The following is a 19,423-nucleotide window of genomic DNA, read 5'->3' on the forward strand; positions in this document are numbered from 1 at the left end:
GTGGTGGACGGTTCCGCTCGTTTTGGGCTATCTAGGTAACCTGGCAGCTCTCCGAAGACGGAGGCAGGCACGATAAGATGGACTCCGGACAGTAAGCCGAGCCGGATGGCACTCGCTTGATAAAGACCCACGCGCTCACCAAGCGCTACGGCAGGAAAGAGGCCGTTCGGGACGTGAACCTGGACGTAAGGCGAGGCACGCTCTACGGTTTCCTCGGCCCCAACGGCGCGGGCAAGACGACGACCATAAAGCTCCTTTGCGGCCTCCTGCGCCCCACCTCCGGCGAGATCACGGTGGCAGGGGTGGACGTGGTCAGGGACTCGCTCGAGGCCAAGCGCAGGATCTCCTACGTCCCCGACGAACCCGCGCTCTTCGAGAAGCTCACCGCCCGGGAGTTTTTGGGTTTCGTCGCCGACGTCTACGGCGTGGAGCAGGCAGAGGCCAGGGATCGCTCCCGGGAGCTGCTCGAGATGTTCGGCCTCTCCGGGGAAGCCGACGAGCTGCTGGGTGGCTTCTCGCACGGGATGAAACAGAAGGTGGCGCTCGCGGCGGCGCTGTTGCACGAGCCTGAGGTACTGTTTCTGGACGAGCCGACGGTGGGGCTCGACCCGGCGAGCGCACGGCTCACCAAAGACGTGCTGAGGAGGTTCGTGGCGCGTGGTGGCACGGTCTTCATGGCCACGCACATCCTCGAGATGGCCGAGGCACTGTGCGACGAGGTCGGGATAATAGAGCGTGGCAGGATGATCGCCTCGGGGACCGTAACGGAGCTCAGGTCGCTCGCCCGGTCCTCTCGGGACGACACCCTGGAGGATGTCTTCCTCAGGCTCACCGGCTCCAGCGAGGGCCGTCAGATAGCAGACTACCTGGAGGAGTGAGCCCGGTGGGCACGTGGAGGCTGCTCTACAGGCTCAAGATGAAGACGCTCCTCAGGTTCTCCTCCGACGAGAGGGGCAACCAGCGGATGGCCGGCTACGTCCTCGTTGTGATCGGGCTGCCCCTGACCTTCCTGCTGATGATCGGCTCGTTCTTCACGCTCTTCAGGAGCCTGCAGGGTTCGGTCGCCGGCCGCCACGAGTCCTTCGTGCTGCTCGCGAGCACCTTCGGCGGTGTGGGCGCGTTCGCGCTCTTCGCGGGATTCGGGCGCTCGGTGCAGGTGCTCTACCTCTCACGGGATCTGACGCCGCTGCTCGCGATGCCCTTCAAATCCCGGACGGTCTTCGCGCTCAAGTTCTGGGAGAGCGCACTCGGTGGCTCACTGCTCGTGGGTGTACTCGGGCTCCCGATCCCGCTGGCCTACGGGCTGGCGACCGGGGCCTCCATCCTCTTCTATCCCGTCCTTCTCCTCGTGCTCGCGCTGCTCGCGGTCGTTGCAAACGCCATCGGGATGCTCTTGGTGATGCCGTTCATGAGGCTGGTCTCCCCGGGCAGGGCCCGGGAGATCCTCTACGCTACAGGAATAATCCTCGGGGTGGCCGTGCTCCTCGGCGTGTTGTTCCTCGGCGACCATCCGGGGCAGAAGATGCTCGACTTTCCGCTCCTCACGATCCCGCCTGGAAGCTGGGCCGCCGCGGCCGTCACCGGGGCGGCCTCCCTGAGTGCCACCACCCTTCTCGGAGGTCTGGTACCGCTCGCCGCCGCGACCGCCGCGCTGTACTTCCTCTGCCTGTTCGTCGCCGGTCACCACTACGCCTCGGGGGTCTCCCGCGCCGCCGAATTCGCGGCCGGAGCTCGCCGGCGTCGGAGAAGGGCCATAGAAGGGAGGAGTGAGCTTCCCCTTCTTCCGCGAGACGTAGGGGCGGTGGTGAAGAAGGACCTGCTCTCGCTGCGTCGGGATCTCAGGATCTCCGCGAGCCTCCTGATCCCGCCGGCGTTCGGGCTCTTCTACGCCCTGACGAACGATTTCCAGAAAACAGGAATCCTCGGCCTCGCACCGTATCTCCTGGCCGCGACCCTCTCCGGAGCCAGCACGGGACTCTGGGGGAACCAGATACAGAACGTGGGCTTCGAAGGACGAGCCTACGCTCTCATCCTCTCCTCTCCCATAGCGGCGAAGAGGTTTCTGTTCGGTAAGTGGGTGAGCGGCGCTCTGGTCGGCTCGCTGCTCGCCGCGGTGACGGAGCTGGCGCTCTGGCTGCTCTCCGGTCCAGGACGACCGGGGTTCGCGGCCGCAGGCCTGATCTTCGGGATCGCCTCGGCGGTCGTCTTCTCATGCTACGCCACGGGCGTCGGGGCGCTCTATCCCCGCTTCGACTGGGAGAACCCCCAGCAATCACTCACCGGGATGGGAAGGGTGGCGCTGGGCGGAGGGGTCTTCGGGTTGCTCGTGCTCGGAGCACTCTGTCTCGCAGCCGGCTACCTGCTCTCGCTCACGATACCCCCACCGGCCGCCTGGTGCGCGGCCGCCCTGCTGTGGGTTGCGGTCACCTGCACCGTCGCGTACGTCGTCTTCAGAGCCGGAACGCGGCATCTGCAGGAGATCGAGTGGCGGCTATAACTTCGGGCGGCGCTCGCGGTAGCGGTTCGTGATCGGCATCCTGCGGTCGCGTCCGAAGGCCCGGCTCGTCACCTTTATGCCGATGGGAGCCTGGCGGCGCTTGTACTCTGCGGCGTCGACCATCCGGACCACCCGGCGCACGTCCTCCTCGTCGTAGCCTTCGGCCACTATCTCGCCCACCCCCTTGTCCTCCTCGATGTACGCTTCGAGGATCGGGTCGAGAACCTCGTAGGGTGGCAGTGAGTCGGTGTCCTTCTGCCCCTCGCGCAGCTCGGCGGAGGGTTCTTTGGTCAGGACGGACTCCGGGATCACCTCACGACCCTCGGTCTCGTTGATGTGGCGGCAGATGCGGTAGACGAGCGTCTTGGGAACGTCCTTGATGACCGCGAAGCCGCCGGCCGAGTCGCCGTAGAGGGTGGAGTATCCAACGCTCATCTCGCTCTTGTTGCCGGTGGAAAGAAGGATCCAGCCGAACTTGTTCGAGAGCGCCATGAGGACGTTGCCCCGGATGCGCGACTGCAGGTTCTCCTCGGTCACGTCCTCGGGTAGCCCCCGGAAGGCGGCGGCGAGCATCTCCCTGTACGCGGAGAAGGCGGGCTCTATCGGGATCTCGAGCACTTCTATGCCGAGGTTCTTGGCAAGCGCGAGCGCGTCGGTGTTGCTCCCTTTGGAGGTGTAACGGCTCGGCAGCAGCACACCGGTCACGTTCTCCGGTCCCAGGGCACGGGCCGCGATGGCCGCTGAGAGCGAGGAGTCCACCCCGCCGGAGAGCCCGAGGACGGCCCGCGAGAAACCGTTCTTCTGGAAGTAATCCCTGAGGCCCAGCGTCAGCGCCTCCAAAACCTCACCTTCCTCGGGCAACAGTTCCTCGACGCGGGGCTCGATTCCCTCCTGCGGTTTTTTCTGTATGAGGCTTGGCCCCTCGACGACGACCGGCGATCCACCCGGGTTCTCCTTGCGCGGACGTGGGTCGTGGAGGCGGTGGATCAAAGCCTCCTCCGGGTGGATGTCCAGCACGAGCAGGTCCTCCTCGAACTGCCGGGCGCGGGCTAGAAGCCGCCCCTGCGGGTCTATGGCCACCGAGTGGCCGTCGAAGACGAGCTCGTCCTGACCACCGACCAGGTTGCAGAAGAGGACGTAGCAGCCGTAATCAGAGGCCCTGACGGCGAGCATCCGCTCCCGGAAGAGCCCCTTGCTCCGCGAGTAGGGCGAGGCGGAGATGTTGATGAGGACGCTGGCCCCCGCGAGCGCCTGCTCACGAGCCGGCCCCCCCGGGTACCAGATGTCCTCGCAGACGTTCACGCCGGCCAGCGATCCGTCCACGCTGAGGACCGGGACGCCCTCGCCCTCCCGGAAGTATCGGTTCTCGTCGAAGACCCCGTAGTTCGGCAGGTAGTGCTTGTGGTAGCGGTGGAGGACTTCTCCGCCGGAGACGAGGGCGCAGGAGTTGTAGAGGTCTCCGGCGAGATCGACGAAACCCACGGCCGCGATCACGCCCTCGGGCACCCGTCCGGCAAACTCTTCGAGCCCTTCCAGGTTGGCCCGGATGAAGTCCGGACGCAGGAGCAGATCTTCGGGGGGATACCCGGTGATCGTCAGCTCGGGGAAGGCGACGAGGTCGGCTCCATCCTCCAACGCACGTTCCAGGGCGGACGCGGCCTTCTCGACGTTGCCCCAAACGTCGCCTACCGTGGTGTTGATCTGGGCGAGAGCGACCCTCATGCCCCGTAATGATAGCGTCCCCGGCGGTCACGCGCCGCCCTTCTGGTTTAGAATCGCCTGCTGATGGGGCTCTCGCAGCACGGCTCTCCTCTGATCCCGGCCGCGCTCTCCAGCGCAGCCGGGGCGGCCCGTATGCTCCGGGAGGCGTGCGCCGCTTCGGATGGCCTGCGGCTGCGGACGACGGGAGAACTGGCCGCGGACATCCTGCGGGAGCTTCGTGCGCTGGAAGAAAACGACCCCCCACCTTCTCCCCACCTCCTCGCAGAGGCCGCGGGAAGCTGCGCGGACCTCGCCACCCTCGCGGCCTGCGCGCTGCCGCACATCGGTGAGGAACACCTCTCGCAGGTGGCGGCCGCGGTGCACCTGGCGTCCGGTTCGGCGAAAGCGCTCGGGGCTCTGGGCTGCTCCTCGTCCGAAGACTACGTGCTCCGCGACGCGCGGAGCGCCGCCTGGCGCGCGGAGCTCGCCGCCGGGCAGGCGGACGAGGCGCTTCAGCAGGCCGTCTCTTCGCGGAAGACGGCGCCGGGGTCCGCGTAGCCGCCGAGGGCAGCCCTCACCGCGCGAACCACCCGGACGAGGTATCCATCCTCGTTGGGGACGAACTCCTCGAGCGCGACCGTCTCCCTCCCGCTCCCATTTGGCCACCAGAATCTCGCCCCCACCCTCTCCCCGGCCAAGAGGTGATCGATCCCGTCGAGCGGGAGGCGGTAGACGGCCGAGACCTCCTCGCGCTGCAGGCTCATCGTCCGCGGAGGGAGGCCCTCCGGGAGCAGGAAGACCTCGTGCAGCTCGCGGTCCATCCCGCCCGGGATCTCCTGTTCTATCCTCCTGGTGCCGAGTCGGACGAGATCCCGCGGAGCCACCCGCACCCCGAGCTCTTCCGAGAGCTCCCTCAGTCCCGCCTCGATCACGCCCTCCCCGCTGCGGAGGTGCCCGGCGCAGGTGACGTCCAGGCATCCCGGGAAGGTATCCTTCTGCGGGGCCCGGCGCTGGACGAGGAGGAAGGGGCCCTCTTCGTCCTCGCCCGAGATCCAGCAGTGGAAGCAGCGGTGCCAGAGGCCGCGGCGGTGGGCCTCGCTCTTCCAGAGGACCTCACCCGTCGGGTTGCCGGCGGCGTCGAGAATATCTATTTTCTCATCCACAGAGACCAAGCATACACACTCGAGAAGGAGCGGACACGATGGTCAAGGTGGCCATAGCGAGCTATCTCCCGCAGGATCAGGTACAGAGGATAGAGAAGCTCGACCCCGCCATAGAGGTCCTCTACGACCCCGAGGTGGTCCCTCCCTCGCGCTGGCCCGGGGACCACGTAGGCCCCGCCGACTGGAGCCCCTCCCCTGCGCAGAGGGAGCGGCTGCTCGGCATGCTCGCCGAGGCCGAGGTCCTCTACGACTTCCCGCGCGAGAAGGGGGCTCCGATCCCGGACCTGCCGGCGCTCGCCCCGCGCCTGCGGTGGGTGCAGGGGAGCATGGCCGGCGCCGGGGAGGTGGCGAAGAGGGCCGGGCTCCTCGAGAGCGAGGTGGTGGTGACGACCGCGAGCGGGGTCTACTCCCCGTACCTGGCGGAGTTCGTGCTCCTGGCGATGCTCGCCCACGCCAAGCGCCTCTTCCGGCTCCAGAAGGACAAGGCGGCCAAAAGGTGGAACGAGGAGCCCGTGGACACGCTGGAGGGGAAGACGCTCTGCATCGTCGGCCTCGGGAACATCGGCCGGGCCATCGCCTCGCGAGCCCGGCCCTTCGGGATGCACACGACCGGTGTCAAGCGCACGGTGCGCGAGGACGATCCCGCCCGCGGATACGCCGACGAGCTCTACGCGACGGAAGACCTGCACGAGGCCCTCTCCCGGGCCGACTACGTCGCCGTGACGCTGCCCACAACCCCGGAGACCATCCGCCTGATAGACCGGCGTGCGATCTCGGCGATGCGGCGGGGGGCGTACTTCATCAACGTCGGGCGCGGGTCGGTGGTGGACGAGGGCGCGCTCGTCGAGGCCCTGCGCGAGGGACACCTTTCGGGGGCGGCGCTCGATGTCTTCGAGACCGAGCCGCTTCCCGCCGAGAGCCCCCTGTGGGAGATGGACGAAGTCATCGTGAGCCCGCACGCCACGGACAACGTCCCCGAAGCCGACCGGCGCCAGACGGATCTCTTTTGCGAAAACCTCCGCCGCTACCTCGCGGGGGAGCCACTCGAGAACCAGCTGGACAAGGAGCTACTCTACTAGGAGCTCTTGCGGGAGGCGCGCCGGATGTTATATTTCTTCCCAGGAGCCATGGACCCAGCCGAGACATCGAGTACCGGCGCGCCTCCTCTCGGGAGGCGCACCCGCGAAACCCGCCCGACCCGGAGGGAATCCTGGAAGGGCTAGCTCTTCAGGGCGCGAAACTCTTCTTCGCGCTGCTCCTCATCGCGCTGAACGGTCTGTTCGTCGCCGCGGAGTTCGCGCTGGTGCGCCTCAGGGCGACCCAGGTCGACGAGATGGAGCAGAAAGGCGGGTTCACCGCCCGGCTCGTCGGCGAGGCCACCGACCGTCTCGACACCTACCTCGCGGTCTGCCAGGTCGGAATCACGCTGTGCTCCGTCGGGCTCGGCGTGATCGGGGAGCCCGCCGTCTCGTACTTCCTCGAGCCGGTCCTCGAGGCCGTAGGACTCTCCGCCTCGGCAGCGGGCTACGCCGGACCTGTGATCAGCTTCCTCCTCGTCACGGCGCTCGTCGTGGTGCTCGGCGAGCTGGCCCCGAAGACCGTGGCGATCCAGAAGGCCGAAGGGACCTCGCTCGTTACGGCGCTGCCGATGAAGTTCTTCTACTACGCGTTCTTGCCCCTGGTGGTGCTCTTCAACGGGGCGGCCAACGCCCTCACCCGCGCGCTCGGCATCCCGCCGGCCTCCGAAGGCGAGGAGAGCCCTTCGGAGACCGAGATCCGGGCGCTCGTCCAGCAGTCGGCGAAGCACGGGATGCTCGAGCAGGAGGAGAGCGAGATGGTCGGCGCGATCTTCGAGCTCAACGACAAGGTGGCGCGCGAGATCATGGTCCCCCGCCCCGACGTGGTGGCGCTCCCGGCGGAGATGTCCTTCCGGGAGCTGCTCTCGGTGTCGGCCCGGGGCCACTACACCCGCTATCCGGTCTACGAGGAGGAGGACCCCGACCGCGTCATCGGCGCGGTGCACGTCAAGGACGTGCTGCGGGTGGTCGACCAGACGGGCAGCGCGGATGCGGATTTCACGGCCCGCGACCTGATGCGGGAGGTTCTCGTCGTCCCGGAGAACCGGCGCATAGACGACATCCTGGAGGACTTCCAGCGTGAGGAGCTGCAGCTCGCGGTGGTCATCGACGAGTGGGGGTCCTTCGAGGGGATCGTCACCATCGAGGACATCCTGGAGGAGATAGTCGGCGAGATCCGGGACGAGTTCGACCAGGAGGAGCCGCAGGTCCTCAAGCTCCCCGACGGCTCCTTCCTCATAGACGGCAGCGTCCCGCTGGAGGTCGCCAACGAGGCGCTCGACGCGAGCTTCGAGAGCGAGGACTTCGAGACGATCGGCGGTCTGGTCTTCGGTGAGCTGGGCCGCGCCCCCGAGGTCGGGGACGAGGTGGTCTCGGACGGCTACGTCCTGCGCGTCGACGAGACCGACGGCCCGCGCGTCTCTCAGGTCCTCGCCCGCAGGAAACCCATGGAGGAGAGATGAACGGTCCGCCTCAGTGCATCATCGCGAACGAGGCGTAGATCGCGAGCAGGGCGAACGTCAGCACGATGGAGATGATCAGAAGCTCCCGCAAAGGTCCCTCACCCCCTTTCTCCCGCTCATCGCCAGGTCACGTCCGGCTCCTGCAGCGCGTAGAGCCGGGCGTAGAGGCCGTCGCGCTCCAGCAGCTCCTCGTGGGTCCCGCTCTCCACGATATCTCCGGAGTCTATCACCAGTATCCTGTCCACCTCCCGGGCGAGCCTGAGCTCGTGCGAGATCACGAAGGTGGTCCTCCCCTCGGTGAGGTGCCGCCAGCTCTCGGCGACCGCCCCTGCGACTTCGGCGTCGAGCCCGGCCTCGGGTTCGTCCAGGATCAAGATGGGTGAATCCCGCAGCATCGCCCGGGCGATGGAGATGCGCTGGCGCTGACCCCCGGAGAGGCTCTCCCCACGCTCGGAGACGAGGGTGTCGTAACCTTCGGGCAGCGCCCGGATGAACTCCGCGGCGCCGGCGAGCTCGGCGGCGTGCTCTATCTCCTCCCGGCTCGCGCCGGGGCGGCCGTAGGCGATGTTCTCGGCGACCGTGGCGCGGAAGAGCATCGGCTCCTGGGGCACGAAGGTCACCGCCTCACGCAGAGAGCGCAGCGTGAAACCCTTGATGTCCTGGCCGTCGATCAGGATCCTCCCCTCCTGCGGGTCGTAGAGGCGGGCGATAAGCGAGGTCACGGTGGTCTTCCCCGCCCCGCTCACGCCGACGAGCGCGACCCGGCTGCCCGCCCCGACGTCGAAGCTCATCCCGTCGAGGACGTAGCCGGCCTGCGGGTCGTAGGCGAAGCTGACGTCCTCGAAGGTCACCCGCCCGGCGATGGCGGGTGCGGGCCTGGCCCCGGGGAGGTCCTTCACGCCCGGCTCGGCGTCGAGCAGCTCGACGATGCGCTCGGCCGAGACCAGCGACTGGCCGACCTGGTTCGCCTGCCTGCTGAGAGACCACATCGGGGAGAAGAACTGTCCCAGATAAGAGACGAAGACCGTGAGCTCCCCGACCGAGATCGCCCCGGCGAGGACCTGCCGCGCCCCGAAGTACACGACGAGCGCGACCCCGAGCCCCCCGACGAGCCCGAGCATGAGCCCGAAGCGGGCCTGTATCGCGGCGCTCTCGACGCTCGCCCTAAGCGCCTCCTCGCTCTCGCGCCGGAACCGGGAGAGCTCCTCGCGCTCGCGACCGAAGATCTTGACCGCCCGGATGCCGGTTATGGCCTCCTGGGCAACCGAGGCTATGGCTCCTTCCCTGGTGCGCACGGTGCGCATTCGGTTTATCAAGGCGCCCCGGTAGCGGCTGACGGCGAGGAAGAGGAAGGGCGCGCCGAGCAACGCGAGCAGCGTGAGCTTCCAGTCGAGGAAGAGCATTACGACGAGCATCCCGAGCAGGATCAACGACGAGGAGCCGATCTCGACGACCGAATCCACGAGCAGGGTCCTGACCTCCCGCACGTCCCCGGTCACGCGGGTTATCGTGTCCCCGGTGCGCCTGTCGGAGTGGTAGTCGAGGCCGAGCTCGTGCACCCGGCGATAGAGCGCGTTCCTGAGGTCGAAGACGGTCTCCTGCCCGAGCCGTTGCAGGAGGTAAGAACGCAGCGAGGAGATCCCCCGGCTCGCCCCGCTCACGACCACGGCGAGAAAAGCGAGCGCGGCGAGCAGGACCCCGCTCCCGGCGAGGAAACGGGGGACGTACCCCGGCAGGCTCTTCCCGCCGAGGACGTAGTCCAGGATGAGGGCGAGCGGCCAGGGCTGGGCGAGGCTCGAGCCCGTCTCGAGCAGCAGGAGCACGAGCGCGAGGAGCATCCCCCTGAGACGCGGCCTCAGGAAGGGCACGAAGCTCGCGAGCGTGCGCCTGGTCTCCCGCAGGCTGGAGACGACCTCGGAATACAGCCTCTTCACGCCAGATAAGATACCGCAAGCCGGAAGGGTAGAATCGCGGGTGTCGGCGAAAACTTCCGAAGGAGGGAACGCGGGTGCCAAGAAGGATCGTGGCGGCGGTGGAGGATCTGCTGTTCAGGAGCAAGATCTCGGCTACCGCCGACAAACTCGGCGTGGAGGTCTCCTTCCCCAGGAGCGGCGGGAAGCTGCTCGAATCCCTGCGCGAGAGCCCGCCGGACCTCCTCGTCCTCGACCTCGCCTCCTCCCGCTACGAGCCCGTCGAGCTCCTGCGCGAGGTGAAATCCGGCGAGGCCACGCGGAAGATCAGGACGATCGGCTTCGTCCCGCACGTCGAGACGGAGCTCATAAAGGCCGCCCGCGAGGCCGGCTGCGACCGGATCTTCTCCCGCGGGGCGTTCACCGAGGAGCTGCCCGCGATCCTCTCCGGAGAAGATGGCCGCTGAAGAGCGCTGGGAGAGCCTCTCTTCGCGGAGGCTCCTCGAAACCCCGTACTTCGCGCTGCGTGCCGACCGGCTGCGGCTGCCCGACGGCACCGTCAAAGACCCCTACTACGTCATCGAGCGTCCGGACGCCGCGATCGTCTTTCCGGTGACGGATGAGGGGCGCGTTCTGCTGGTGCGCCAGTACCGCCCGCCGCTCGGGCGGGAGGAGCTCGGGCTGCCGGCCGGGCTCCTCGAACCGGGCGAGAGGCCCGAGTACGCGGCCCGGCGCGAGCTGCTGGAGGAGACCGGCTACGGGGAGGGGGAGTGGGAGCTCCTCGGAAGGGTCTCCTCCTCTCCCTCGCTCAAGGACAACTGGGCCCACCTCTTCCTGGCGCGCGGCGTGGAGCGGGTGAACGAAAGCCTGGACCTCGACGAGCACGAGCGCCTCACGGTGGAGAGCGTGCCGATCGGCGGGGTGGAGCGGCTGGTGCTCTCGGGTGAGATCTTCAGCTCCAGCGGCGTCGCCGCGGCGCTCCTGGCCTTCAGACGCCTGCGGGGAGGCTCCCCGTGCTAGGCGCGGCGCCAGATCAGGGCCGCGTTCTGTCCCCCGAAGCCGAAGGAGTTGCTCATGGCCGTTTCTATCTGCTGCTCACGGGAGCGCAGGGGTACGACGTCCGGCGGGGCCTCCGGGTCTCTGTTCTCGCAGTTGATGGTGGGCGGGAGGACGCCTTCCTGCAGGGCGAGCACGGTGGCGAGGCTCTCGATGGCGCCCGCCGCACCGAGCATGTGACCGACGGCCCCTTTTATGGAGCTGACGGGGAGCGTCTCCAGATACTCCCCGAAGACCTTCTTCAAGGCTTTCGACTCGGCGAGATCCCCGGCCGGCGTCGCGGTGGCGTGGGCGTTGACGTATCCCACATCCCGCGCCGGGACGCCCGAGGAGCGTAGCGCCCGCTCCATCGCGAGCACCGCCCCTTCCCCCGAGGGGTCCGGCGCCGTCTCGTGGTAGGCGTCGTTGGAGGTGCCGTAGCCGGCGAGCTCGGCGTAGACCCGCGCGCCGCGCGCGAGCGCCCGCTCCAGCGGCTCCAGCACGAGCACGGCCGCCCCCTCCCCCATCACCATCCCCCGGCGGTCGGCGGCGAACGGGCGCGACCAGGCCCCGGGATCCTCCGGCCCTTTGAGCGCGATCGCGCTGGAGGCCGCGAGCCCGGCGAGGATCGCCGGCGAGAACAGGCACTCGGTCCCGCCCGCGATCACCGCGTCGGCCGCCCCCGCGCCGAGCCAGTAGAGCGCCTCGCCAATGGAGTTGGCCGAGGAGGCGCAGGCGGTCGAGTAGGTCATCACCGGACCCCGCAGCCCGTGGCGCATCGCCAACGCCCCCGCGGGTGCGTTGGGGATGGCCTTGGAGACCAGGCGCGGCTCCCCCCGGGCCGAAGGGTTCCTGGCCAGACGCGCCGCCCCGGCCTCGAGCGAGACGACCCCGCCGAAGACCGATCCCATCGAGATCCCGACCCGGTCCCGGTCGAGACCGGAGAAGGGAACATCCCCCAGCAACCCCGCGTCGGCAAGGGCCTCCTCCGCCGCCACGAGCGCCATCTGTGTGACCCTGTCCGTGTTGCGGACCAGGCGCTTCGGGAGATGATCGGCAGCGTCGAAGTCCCGGGCCCGGGCCGCGACCGGGGACCATCGGGCGAGCACCGGATCGTCCATCTCGCCCACCCCGGAGCGTCCGGAGAGGATCGCCTCCCAGAACGTCCGGACCCCGACCCCGAAGGGCGTGACGGCCCCGAGGCCGGTGACCACGACCCTCACCCGCCCATCACTCATCTCGTGCCAGCCTTAAGATGCATGCGCTCACCACGAAGTCGATCTCTCGCGAACATCACCCGGCAAGGATACGCCGCCCCGCGGCGCCCAGTCAAAGCCGCTTACAACAGCATAGCACCCCGCCCGGGGCTCATGCCCCTCTCTTCGCGAGCCTCTCGGCGAGCACCCGGGCCCCGCAGACGACGCTGCGCTCGCCCAGCGCTCCTCGCGCGACCGGCACGCCGCGAAAGGCGGGCATGATCGGCTCCGCATCCACGGCTTCCCCGACGAGGCGCATGAAAAGGTCGGACTGGGCCACCCCGCCGCCGAGGAGGACGACCTCCGGGTCGTAGGCGTAGACGAAGTTGACTATCGCCCGGCCGAGGTATCCGGCGGCCTCGGAGAGCACCGCGAGCGCCCGCCGGTCGCCGGAGGCGGCCGCGGTGGCGACGGCGAGCGCGGTGACCTCTCCCCCGTCCTGCGGAGCCCATCCGGTCTCGAGCGCCCGCCGGGCTATGGCGGTGCCGGAGGCGACGGCCTCCACGCACCCCCGTCGCCCGCAACCGCAGACGCGCTCGTCGTCGGTTATGACGGTGTGCCCGAGCTCGGCGGCGAACCCGCGCGAGCCGCCGAAGATCACGCCGCCCACGACGAGCCCGGTCCCGACGCCGGTGGAGACGGTTATGTAGAGCACCGAACCGTACCCCCGGCCACCGCCGTACACGGCCTCCCCCAGCGCACCGAGGTTGGCGTCGTTCTCGAGCGCGGCGGGGCACCCCAAGATCTCCTCCATCCTTCCGGCGAACTCGAGCCCCCACCACTCCCCGGAGAGGTTGGGTGGGTTGAGGATCACACCGCCGCGCGGGTCGAGCGGACCGGGGGAGGCGGCGGCCGCCGCTTCGATCCTCTCGCCCGCGGCGAGCGCGAGCACGGCCTCCCCGACCCTGCCGGCGACGTCCCCGTCTCGCGGGGTCTCGAACGTGGTGGATTCGAGCGGCTCCTCACGACCGGAGAAGATCTCCACGCGGGTCTTCGTCCCTCCCACGTCTATGGCGGCGACGGCCATCTCTAGAGTGCCTCCAGGCCCTGCATGCGGGGGGCGTATGAATCGTGGAGCACGAGCGCGGCCGCACCGAGGGCGACGGCCTCCTCCCCCGAAGCGGAGACCTCCACGCCCACCTGGCGCCGTCCGGGGTAGAGCACCCGCCCGAGCGCCTCCTCCGCCTCCCGCCGGTAGACCTCCCCGACCCCACCGAAGGCCCTGCCACCGAGCACGACCTTCTCCGGATCGAGCGTGTTGGCGAGCCCCACGAGCGCCCGGCCGAGCATCCTGGCGGACTCTCCGACCTCCTCGAGCGCGAGGCGATCCCCGGCGGCAGCGGCCCGCCGCACGGCCTCGTAGTCGAGCGCGGCCGGGTCTCGCCCGTGGATCCCGCGCAGCGTGCTCTCCTCCCCGGCATCGAGCCTGCGGCGTACGCGGTCGGTTATCTCCCGCGGCGAGCAGTAGCGCACGAGGCACCCCCGGTTCCCACACCCGCAGACGGGTCCCGCGGGATCGAGGGGGATGTGTCCGATCTCGCCGGCGGTCCCGCTCCTCCCGCGGTAGAGCTGCCCGTCGACGAAGATCCCGGCCGAGATCCCCCACCCGGCGTAGACGAAGAGGAAATCACGCACCCCCCGCGCCGCCCCGATCCAACGCTCCCCCACCGCCGAGGCGACCGCGTCGTTGTCGAGAACGACCGGGTACCCGCAGGCGGCCTCGATCTTCTCCTTGAGCCTGACCTCCTCCCAGCCTTCCATCCCCGGCGGACCGTAGACGACCCCGCTATCCGGGTCGAGCGGCCCCGGGGCGGCCACCCCGACCCCGAGCACCTTCCCCGACTCCACCCCACCCTCCCGGATCACCGCACCCACCGCCCCCACAGCGAGCTTCACGACGTCCTCCGGCCCTCCTCTCCCCGCGAGCGGATGCCTCCTCCGGCCGACCACCCTCCCCGCCAGATCGACCAGCGCAACCCGTACCTCGTCCCGGTCTATCTGCACCCCGACCGCGTACCCCGCCCCGGGCCGCAGCCGGAGCAGAACCCTCGGCTTGCCCCCGCCTCTCGACCTCCCCTTCCCCACCTCCTCGATCACACCCTCCGAAAGAAGCCGCCGCACGATGTTCGAGACCGTCTGCGCCGTGAGCCCCGTGCGCTCCGCGATCTCCACCCGACTCGCCCCGTCCCCGAGCCGGATGATCTCCAAAACCAGACGCTGGTTGTAGTCTTTGACCTTCAAAAGGTTCGTCCCCGTGCGCATAGGATCACCCCCTGAACAGACTCGAATGGCTCTATTCTAAGATCCCAATCATCTCGAAACTCGATTCTGTTAACATAACTCAAGTTGAGTTATTTAATAAGAGGAGAAGGGCATTTGCTGGAACGGTGGAGGATCGGGGACTTCGCGCCGGGTGATGGCTTTGCAGCCGGGGCGCACGAGGAAAGGTTTCCGGAGGAGGGGTGGATCGGAGCGGAGGTTCCGGGGGACGTGCACACGGCGTTGCTTCGGGCCGGCCGGATAGAGGACCCTTTCTACGGTCGGAACGAGGGGAGGTGCTCCTGGGTCGAGGAGCGGGAGTGGTGGTACCGCACCGCCTTCACGGGCCCGGAGGAGCCGCTGGGGGAGGACGAGAGGCTCAGGCTCGTCTTCGGGGGCCTCGACACCTTCGCCACCGTCTGGCTCAACGGGAAGGAGCTGGGCTCGCACGAGAACATGTTCCGGGAGGCCGTCTTCGACGTAAGCGAGGAGATCAGATTCGGCCGGGAGAACGTCCTCGCGGTACGCTTCGACCCGCCGCTCGAGAGGGTCTCTGGACGCGAAGTTCCGGGGTGGGCGGTGAACGAGGCGCGGCGGGTTCTCATGCGCAAGGCCCAGTTCGGCTACGGGTGGGACTGGGGGCCGAGGCTCCCGACGGTCGGGATCTGGCGCCCCGTCGAGCTCAGGCGCGAGCGCGGGGCTGCGCTCTCGGGCGTCCACTTCTACACGCTGGAGCTCGGGTGTGATCGGGCGCTCGTCGCGGTGCGGGTCGAGGCGGAACGCTTCGCCGGTCGAGGGCGGCTAGGGGTGCGCGCAAGGCTGGCATCGCCGGCGGGCGGGGAGGTCGCTGCGGGCGTGGTGGACCTCCGGGGGGAGGAGAGGCCGAGAGGCACGCTCTACCTGGAGGTCAAAGATCCCGAGCCCTGGTGGCCCAACGGGCTCGGGGAACCCGCGCTCTACGGGCTACGGGTCGAGCTTCAAGCAGGCGGCGAGGTTCTGGAGAGCAGAGAGCAGAAGGTCGGCATCCGCACGGTCGAGCTCGATCAGTCTCCGGACCCGGACGAGCCGGGGAGCAGGCACTTCCGGTTCGTCGTAAACGGGGTGCCCGTCTTCGCGCGGGGGGCGAACTGGATCCCGGCGGACTCCTTCCCCGGCAGCATCACACCAGGGCGCTACCGCGCCCTGGTTCTCGCGGCCAGGGAGGCCAACATGAACATGCTCCGGGTGTGGGGCGGCGGGGTCTACGAGCACGACGCCTTCTACGAGGCGTGCGACGAGTGTGGGGTGCTCGTCTGGCAGGACTTCATGTTCTCCTGCGCCGCCTACCCCGAGGACGAGGAAATGGCCGCCGAGGTCGAAGCAGAGGCCGAATATCAGGTAAAGCGGCTCAGGAACCACCCGTGCCTCGCCCTCTGGTGCGGCAACAACGAGAACCAGTGGATCCACGACCAGAAGCACTGGGACGAGCCGGGGAGCAAGGTCCCCGGCTCGCTCTACTACGACGAGATACTGCCCCGGGTGGTGCGCGAGCACGACGGCAGGACACCCTACTGGCCCGGCTCGCCGTACGGGGGCGACGACCACAACTCCATGCAGGACGGCGACCGGCACAACTGGGACGTCTGGCACGGCAGCTTCCCCCGGCGTTTCGGGGAGCGTCCCCGGCGCGAGCCCACACCCGAGAACGTCTCGTATGAGCGCTACGCCGAGGACGAGGGGCGCTTCATAAGCGAGTTCGGGATGCACGCCGCGCCGTCCATCCAGACCCTGAAGCGGGTCATACCAGAGGAGGAGCTCTACCATCACAGCCCCTCGATGGACCACCACAACAAAGACGAGCCCAAGGACAAGGGAGACAACCTCATGCTCACCGTCACGGGCCTGCCGGAGACGCTCGAGGAGTACGTGGACTACAGTCAGATCTCCCAGGCCGAAGGCCTCAAGTTCGCCATCGAGCACTTCCGGCGCCGCAAGCCCCACTGCTCCGGCACCCTCATCTGGCAGCTCGACGACTGCTGGCCCGGTCTCTCGTGGAGCATCATCGACTACTACGGACGGGGCAAGGCCGGCTACCACTACGCGAAGAGGGCCTACTCGCCCGTCCTCGCCTCGTTCAAAGAGACAGAGGAAGGCACGGTCGAGCTCTGGGTCACCAACGACACCACGAGACCGGTGGAAGACCGGGCACTGGTCTCGCTGAAGACCTTCGCCGGGAAAGTCCTGCGGGAAGAGGAGGTCACGCTCCGCGTTCCGGCGAACGCCAGCAGGCCCGTCGCGCGGTGGGAAGGGGTCGAAGGTGGGAACGATCGCTACCTCTCGGTCCGGTCGGAAGGTGGCCTCTTCCCCAAAAACCGGCACTTCTTCCGCGCCATAAAAGACCTCGCGCTGCCGGAGGCCGTCCCCGAGATCACGGCAGAACAGGGAGGGGAAGATCTTCTGCGGGTCACGCTGGAAGCCCCAGCATACCTCTACTTCGTCCACGTGGAGGCACCGGACGGGCGCCCCTCGGACGACTACTTCGACCTCGAAGCCGGAGAGAAGAAGGTCATAGAAGTGCGCGGGTCGGTCGGGAGACGTGACGTCCGGGTGCACTGGAGGAGGTTCGGGGAGGATAGTTAGAGGTCACGCGGGTGTTTAGGATGGACGAGCTTCACCCGCTGCCTCTCCTCCTTCAGGCGGGTGGTGACGGCGTTCACCTCTATCCCGACGAGAACCGCGAGCCCCGTGAGGTAGAGCCAGACCATCAGGATCACCACCGTCCCGAGCTGCCCGTAAATACGGCCGTAGTTGCCCAGGTTGGTCACGTAGAAGCTCAGGGCCCCGCTCATGACGAACATGAGGACGGTGGCGATGAGCCCTCCCGCGGTCACCCACCTGTAACGCATGTGCGCGTTCGGAGCGAGATAATAGACCACGTCGAGCGCCAGGGTGACGACCACGAACGCCAGCAACCAGCGCCCGACGTTCCAGTAGCGCAGCAGGGCGTGGGAGCCCGAAGCCCCCTGCGCGTAGACCAGCACCTTGAAGACCACCAGGGTCAGCACCGTCATCATGACGGTGAACCCGAGGGCTATCAGGACGGCGATCCCCCGCAGCTTCCAGAAAGGGCGGTTCTCCCTCAGGTCGTAGGCCCGGTTGGCGGCCTTGGTGATCGCGATCGCCGCCCCGGAGCCCAGCCACAGCGTGCCCAGGATGCCACCGACGAGTACGCTGGTGCTGGTGTGCTGCAGGGTACGCGAGACGTAGGTCGCAAGAAGCGTCGTCGCCTCCTCCGGAAGGAACCCCGAGGTGCGGTGGATCAGACGCTCCACGGCGGTCTGAGGATTGCTCACGGCCAGCCCGGCCAGCGAGACTATGAAGATCAGGAAGGGGAAGAAGGAGATCAGGAAGGAATAAGCCAGCTGTCCGGCGAGCCCGAGGAGGTCGTTCTCCCGAACCTTCAAGACGACCCGGACCAGGGCCTCCCGGCACAAGGCAACCCTGATGTCCGAGAGTAACTCGGTCAAGGCCCTTCTCCGGAAGAAGGTTTCACCGCTTCTCCAGCCTCTTCCTCACCGCTGGCCTCCTCTACGGGGTCGGTCAGCTCATCCAGGATGACCCCCACCAGCACCGCGGTCGGCACCGCGATGAGCGTGCCGACGACCGGGCCTATCAGCGTCCCCATCACGAGAAATGATACGATGATCACACCCTCCGGGAGCTTTATCTGCTGTCCCATGACCCTCGGCTGAAGCAGGTTGCCCTCGATCTGGTTGAGGATGAAGAACAGGACGACGACTTCCAGGGCCTTCACCGGCGAGATCGTGAGGGCGAGCAGGGCGGGCAGCAACCCGCCGAGTATCGACCCGAAGAACGGGATGATGTCCAGAAGGCCGGCCAGGATGCCGAAGGTGAGGGCGAGGGGGACGCCCAGTATCCAGAGGCCCACCCCGCCCCCCACGCCGATGAAGCTCGCGATTATCACCGTGCCTACGACCCACCCCCTCAGCCGATCTCCCACCCGGTAGATGAAAGCCTCGACCTCCCGCCGGTGCTCGCGGGGCACGATCCTCAGGACACCCGAGACGTAGGTGCGCGGGCTTATCGCGAAGTAGATCGAGAGGAATGCGGTCCCTATGACCGCCACCACGAACGAGGTCGCCGTGCTGATGAGGCTCGGGACGGAACCTACGATGCCCGAGAGCGAGCTCTGCAGACGCTCGAGCAAACGCGAGGTGTCGAAGGAGAACGGAAGGTTGTTCAGCAGGTTCTCGAGCGAGTTGAGGGTGCCGGGCCCCCGGCTCGAGATCAGGGTCTGCACCTCGCGCACCAGGTTCGGAACGACGAACAGCACGACGAGCGCGCCGAGCCCGGCGATGATCAGGATCAAGATCAGGACCGAGACCAGCGGCGGGGCGCCGAGATCCTCGAGGGCGTTGACGATCGTCCTGAGCACCAGCGCGACGAGCATCGCGACCACTATGACCTTCAGGACCGGCAGCACCTGGTAGGCGGCGAGCAGTACCACGACCATGATGACGGCCAGAGGTGCCCCGCGCGTGAAGCGGGAGGAAAAGATGCCGCGTCTCAACGCCTCTCCGGGCATCTCTCCTTCGTCGCCGCGCCGACCGCTCAAGAGGCCCCTCTCCCCTCCGGGCTGCGCCCTCTCCTGCGAAGACGCTCCACGAAGCGCTCCGCGCTGACACACACCAGCTCGACCGTGGAGGTGCTTATCATCTCGGGCAGGGGGTCGAGGGCGACGAGCCCGATCCCATCGCCCTCCTGCAACAACACCCTCAGTTCCTCCGCCCCGCTCTCCCTGGTGTGCCATCCATCCTCGAGCCCGGCACGCCAGAGGAACATCTCGGCCTCCTCCTCGAAGCTGAAGACCGGCAGGGCTTCTTTACCGGAGGCGTCCAGGGTGAGCGGACGCATGACGTCCCCCTCCTCGTTCACCACGAGCCAGTAGCGGGCCGGCCTGCTCCCCGTCCCCGTGAGATCCGAGTCCCTCATCACCCCAGCCACACCTTTCCACGCACGTCTCTCAGGTCGGGCCAGACCCGCCCCTTCATGGTGTATGCATC

The 19,423-nt window shown here is 68.0% G+C and carries 17 protein-coding genes; 8 read left to right on the forward strand and 9 right to left on the reverse strand.

Annotated elements, in window-relative coordinates; genetic code table 11:
- Positions 1-116 precede the first annotated feature (116 nt).
- Entirely contained in the window at positions 117-878 is a 762-nt protein-coding gene (locus AC6EKW_RS00100; RefSeq protein WP_498513315.1) for an ABC transporter ATP-binding protein, read from the forward strand.
- A gap of 5 nt (positions 879-883) precedes the next feature.
- On the forward strand, positions 884-2,497 hold the full coding sequence (locus AC6EKW_RS00105) for a putative ABC transporter permease subunit (protein WP_498513316.1): 1,614 nt from the start codon (positions 884-886) through the stop codon (positions 2,495-2,497).
- Here AC6EKW_RS00105 and AC6EKW_RS00110 read toward each other — a convergent pair.
- Complete coding sequence (locus tag AC6EKW_RS00110; RefSeq protein ID WP_498513317.1) at positions 2,492-4,219, reverse strand: NAD+ synthase; 1,728 nt, start codon at positions 4,217-4,219, stop codon at positions 2,492-2,494. The genes AC6EKW_RS00105 and AC6EKW_RS00110 overlap by 6 nt on opposite strands.
- 63 nt (positions 4,220-4,282) lie before the next feature.
- Here AC6EKW_RS00110 and AC6EKW_RS00115 point away from each other — a divergent pair, with 63 nt between their 5' ends.
- A complete protein-coding gene (locus tag AC6EKW_RS00115) occupies positions 4,283-4,756 on the forward strand; it encodes a hypothetical protein (protein WP_498513318.1) in 474 nt (157 codons plus the stop codon).
- Here AC6EKW_RS00115 and AC6EKW_RS00120 read toward each other — a convergent pair.
- On the reverse strand, positions 4,711-5,361 hold the full coding sequence (locus tag AC6EKW_RS00120; RefSeq protein ID WP_498513319.1) for an NUDIX hydrolase: 651 nt from the start codon (positions 5,359-5,361) through the stop codon (positions 4,711-4,713). The two genes, AC6EKW_RS00115 and AC6EKW_RS00120, sit on opposite strands and share 46 nt — an antisense overlap.
- A 38-nt stretch (positions 5,362-5,399) precedes the next feature.
- Here AC6EKW_RS00120 and AC6EKW_RS00125 point away from each other — a divergent pair, with 38 nt between their 5' ends.
- On the forward strand, positions 5,400-6,440 hold the full coding sequence (locus AC6EKW_RS00125) for a D-2-hydroxyacid dehydrogenase (protein ID WP_498513320.1): 1,041 nt from the start codon (positions 5,400-5,402) through the stop codon (positions 6,438-6,440).
- Positions 6,441-6,613: 173 nt separating this feature from the next.
- Positions 6,614-7,900: a hemolysin family protein gene (locus AC6EKW_RS00130; protein ID WP_273886792.1), complete on the forward strand. Its 1,287-nt coding sequence runs from the start codon at positions 6,614-6,616 to the stop codon at positions 7,898-7,900.
- Between the two features lie 116 nt (positions 7,901-8,016).
- Here the strand turns inward: AC6EKW_RS00130 and AC6EKW_RS00135 are convergent, their stop codons facing one another.
- On the reverse strand, positions 8,017-9,834 hold the full coding sequence (locus AC6EKW_RS00135) for an ABC transporter ATP-binding protein (RefSeq protein ID WP_498513321.1): 1,818 nt from the start codon (positions 9,832-9,834) through the stop codon (positions 8,017-8,019).
- A 74-nt stretch (positions 9,835-9,908) separates the two neighbouring features.
- Here AC6EKW_RS00135 and AC6EKW_RS00140 point away from each other — a divergent pair, with 74 nt between their 5' ends.
- Positions 9,909-10,277: a response regulator gene (locus tag AC6EKW_RS00140; protein ID WP_273886500.1), complete on the forward strand. Its 369-nt coding sequence runs from the start codon at positions 9,909-9,911 to the stop codon at positions 10,275-10,277.
- Complete coding sequence (locus tag AC6EKW_RS00145; protein WP_498513322.1) at positions 10,267-10,830, forward strand: NUDIX hydrolase; 564 nt, start codon at positions 10,267-10,269, stop codon at positions 10,828-10,830. The genes AC6EKW_RS00140 and AC6EKW_RS00145 overlap by 11 nt, the downstream gene beginning before the upstream one ends.
- On the opposite strand, the gene AC6EKW_RS00150 is transcribed toward AC6EKW_RS00145, so the two are convergent.
- From AC6EKW_RS00150 to AC6EKW_RS00160, 3 genes are all read right to left on the reverse strand, one after another.
- The gene (locus tag AC6EKW_RS00150; RefSeq protein ID WP_498513323.1) at positions 10,827-12,083 is read right to left on the reverse strand and encodes a beta-ketoacyl-[acyl-carrier-protein] synthase family protein; all 1,257 of its coding nucleotides are present in this window, start codon (positions 12,081-12,083) and stop codon (positions 10,827-10,829) included. The two genes, AC6EKW_RS00145 and AC6EKW_RS00150, sit on opposite strands and share 4 nt — an antisense overlap.
- Positions 12,084-12,213: 130 nt before the next feature.
- Positions 12,214-13,128, reverse strand: a complete 915-nt coding sequence (locus tag AC6EKW_RS00155) for an ROK family protein (RefSeq protein WP_498513324.1) — start codon at positions 13,126-13,128, stop codon at positions 12,214-12,216.
- 2 nt (positions 13,129-13,130) lie between these two features.
- A complete protein-coding gene (locus AC6EKW_RS00160; RefSeq protein WP_498513325.1) occupies positions 13,131-14,363 on the reverse strand; it encodes an ROK family transcriptional regulator in 1,233 nt (410 codons plus the stop codon).
- Positions 14,364-14,477: 114 nt separating this feature from the next.
- Here AC6EKW_RS00160 and AC6EKW_RS00165 point away from each other — a divergent pair, with 114 nt between their 5' ends.
- Positions 14,478-16,979, forward strand: coding sequence for a glycoside hydrolase family 2 protein (locus tag AC6EKW_RS00165; RefSeq protein WP_498513326.1), 2,502 nt, complete (start codon positions 14,478-14,480; stop codon positions 16,977-16,979).
- On the opposite strand, the gene AC6EKW_RS00170 is transcribed toward AC6EKW_RS00165, so the two are convergent.
- From AC6EKW_RS00170 to AC6EKW_RS00180, 3 genes are read right to left on the reverse strand one after another with little or no spacing between them, the layout of a single operon-like run.
- On the reverse strand, positions 16,976-17,866 hold the full coding sequence (locus tag AC6EKW_RS00170; protein ID WP_498513327.1) for a YihY/virulence factor BrkB family protein: 891 nt from the start codon (positions 17,864-17,866) through the stop codon (positions 16,976-16,978). The two genes, AC6EKW_RS00165 and AC6EKW_RS00170, sit on opposite strands and share 4 nt — an antisense overlap.
- Complete coding sequence (locus AC6EKW_RS00175; protein WP_273889286.1) at positions 17,863-18,975, reverse strand: AI-2E family transporter; 1,113 nt, start codon at positions 18,973-18,975, stop codon at positions 17,863-17,865. The genes AC6EKW_RS00170 and AC6EKW_RS00175 overlap by 4 nt, the downstream gene beginning before the upstream one ends.
- Positions 18,972-19,364: a hypothetical protein gene (locus tag AC6EKW_RS00180; RefSeq protein WP_498513328.1), complete on the reverse strand. Its 393-nt coding sequence runs from the start codon at positions 19,362-19,364 to the stop codon at positions 18,972-18,974. The genes AC6EKW_RS00175 and AC6EKW_RS00180 overlap by 4 nt, the downstream gene beginning before the upstream one ends.
- Positions 19,365-19,423 lie beyond the last annotated feature (59 nt).

It is taken from the genome of Rubrobacter sp. M3-4 (genome assembly GCF_059772285.1).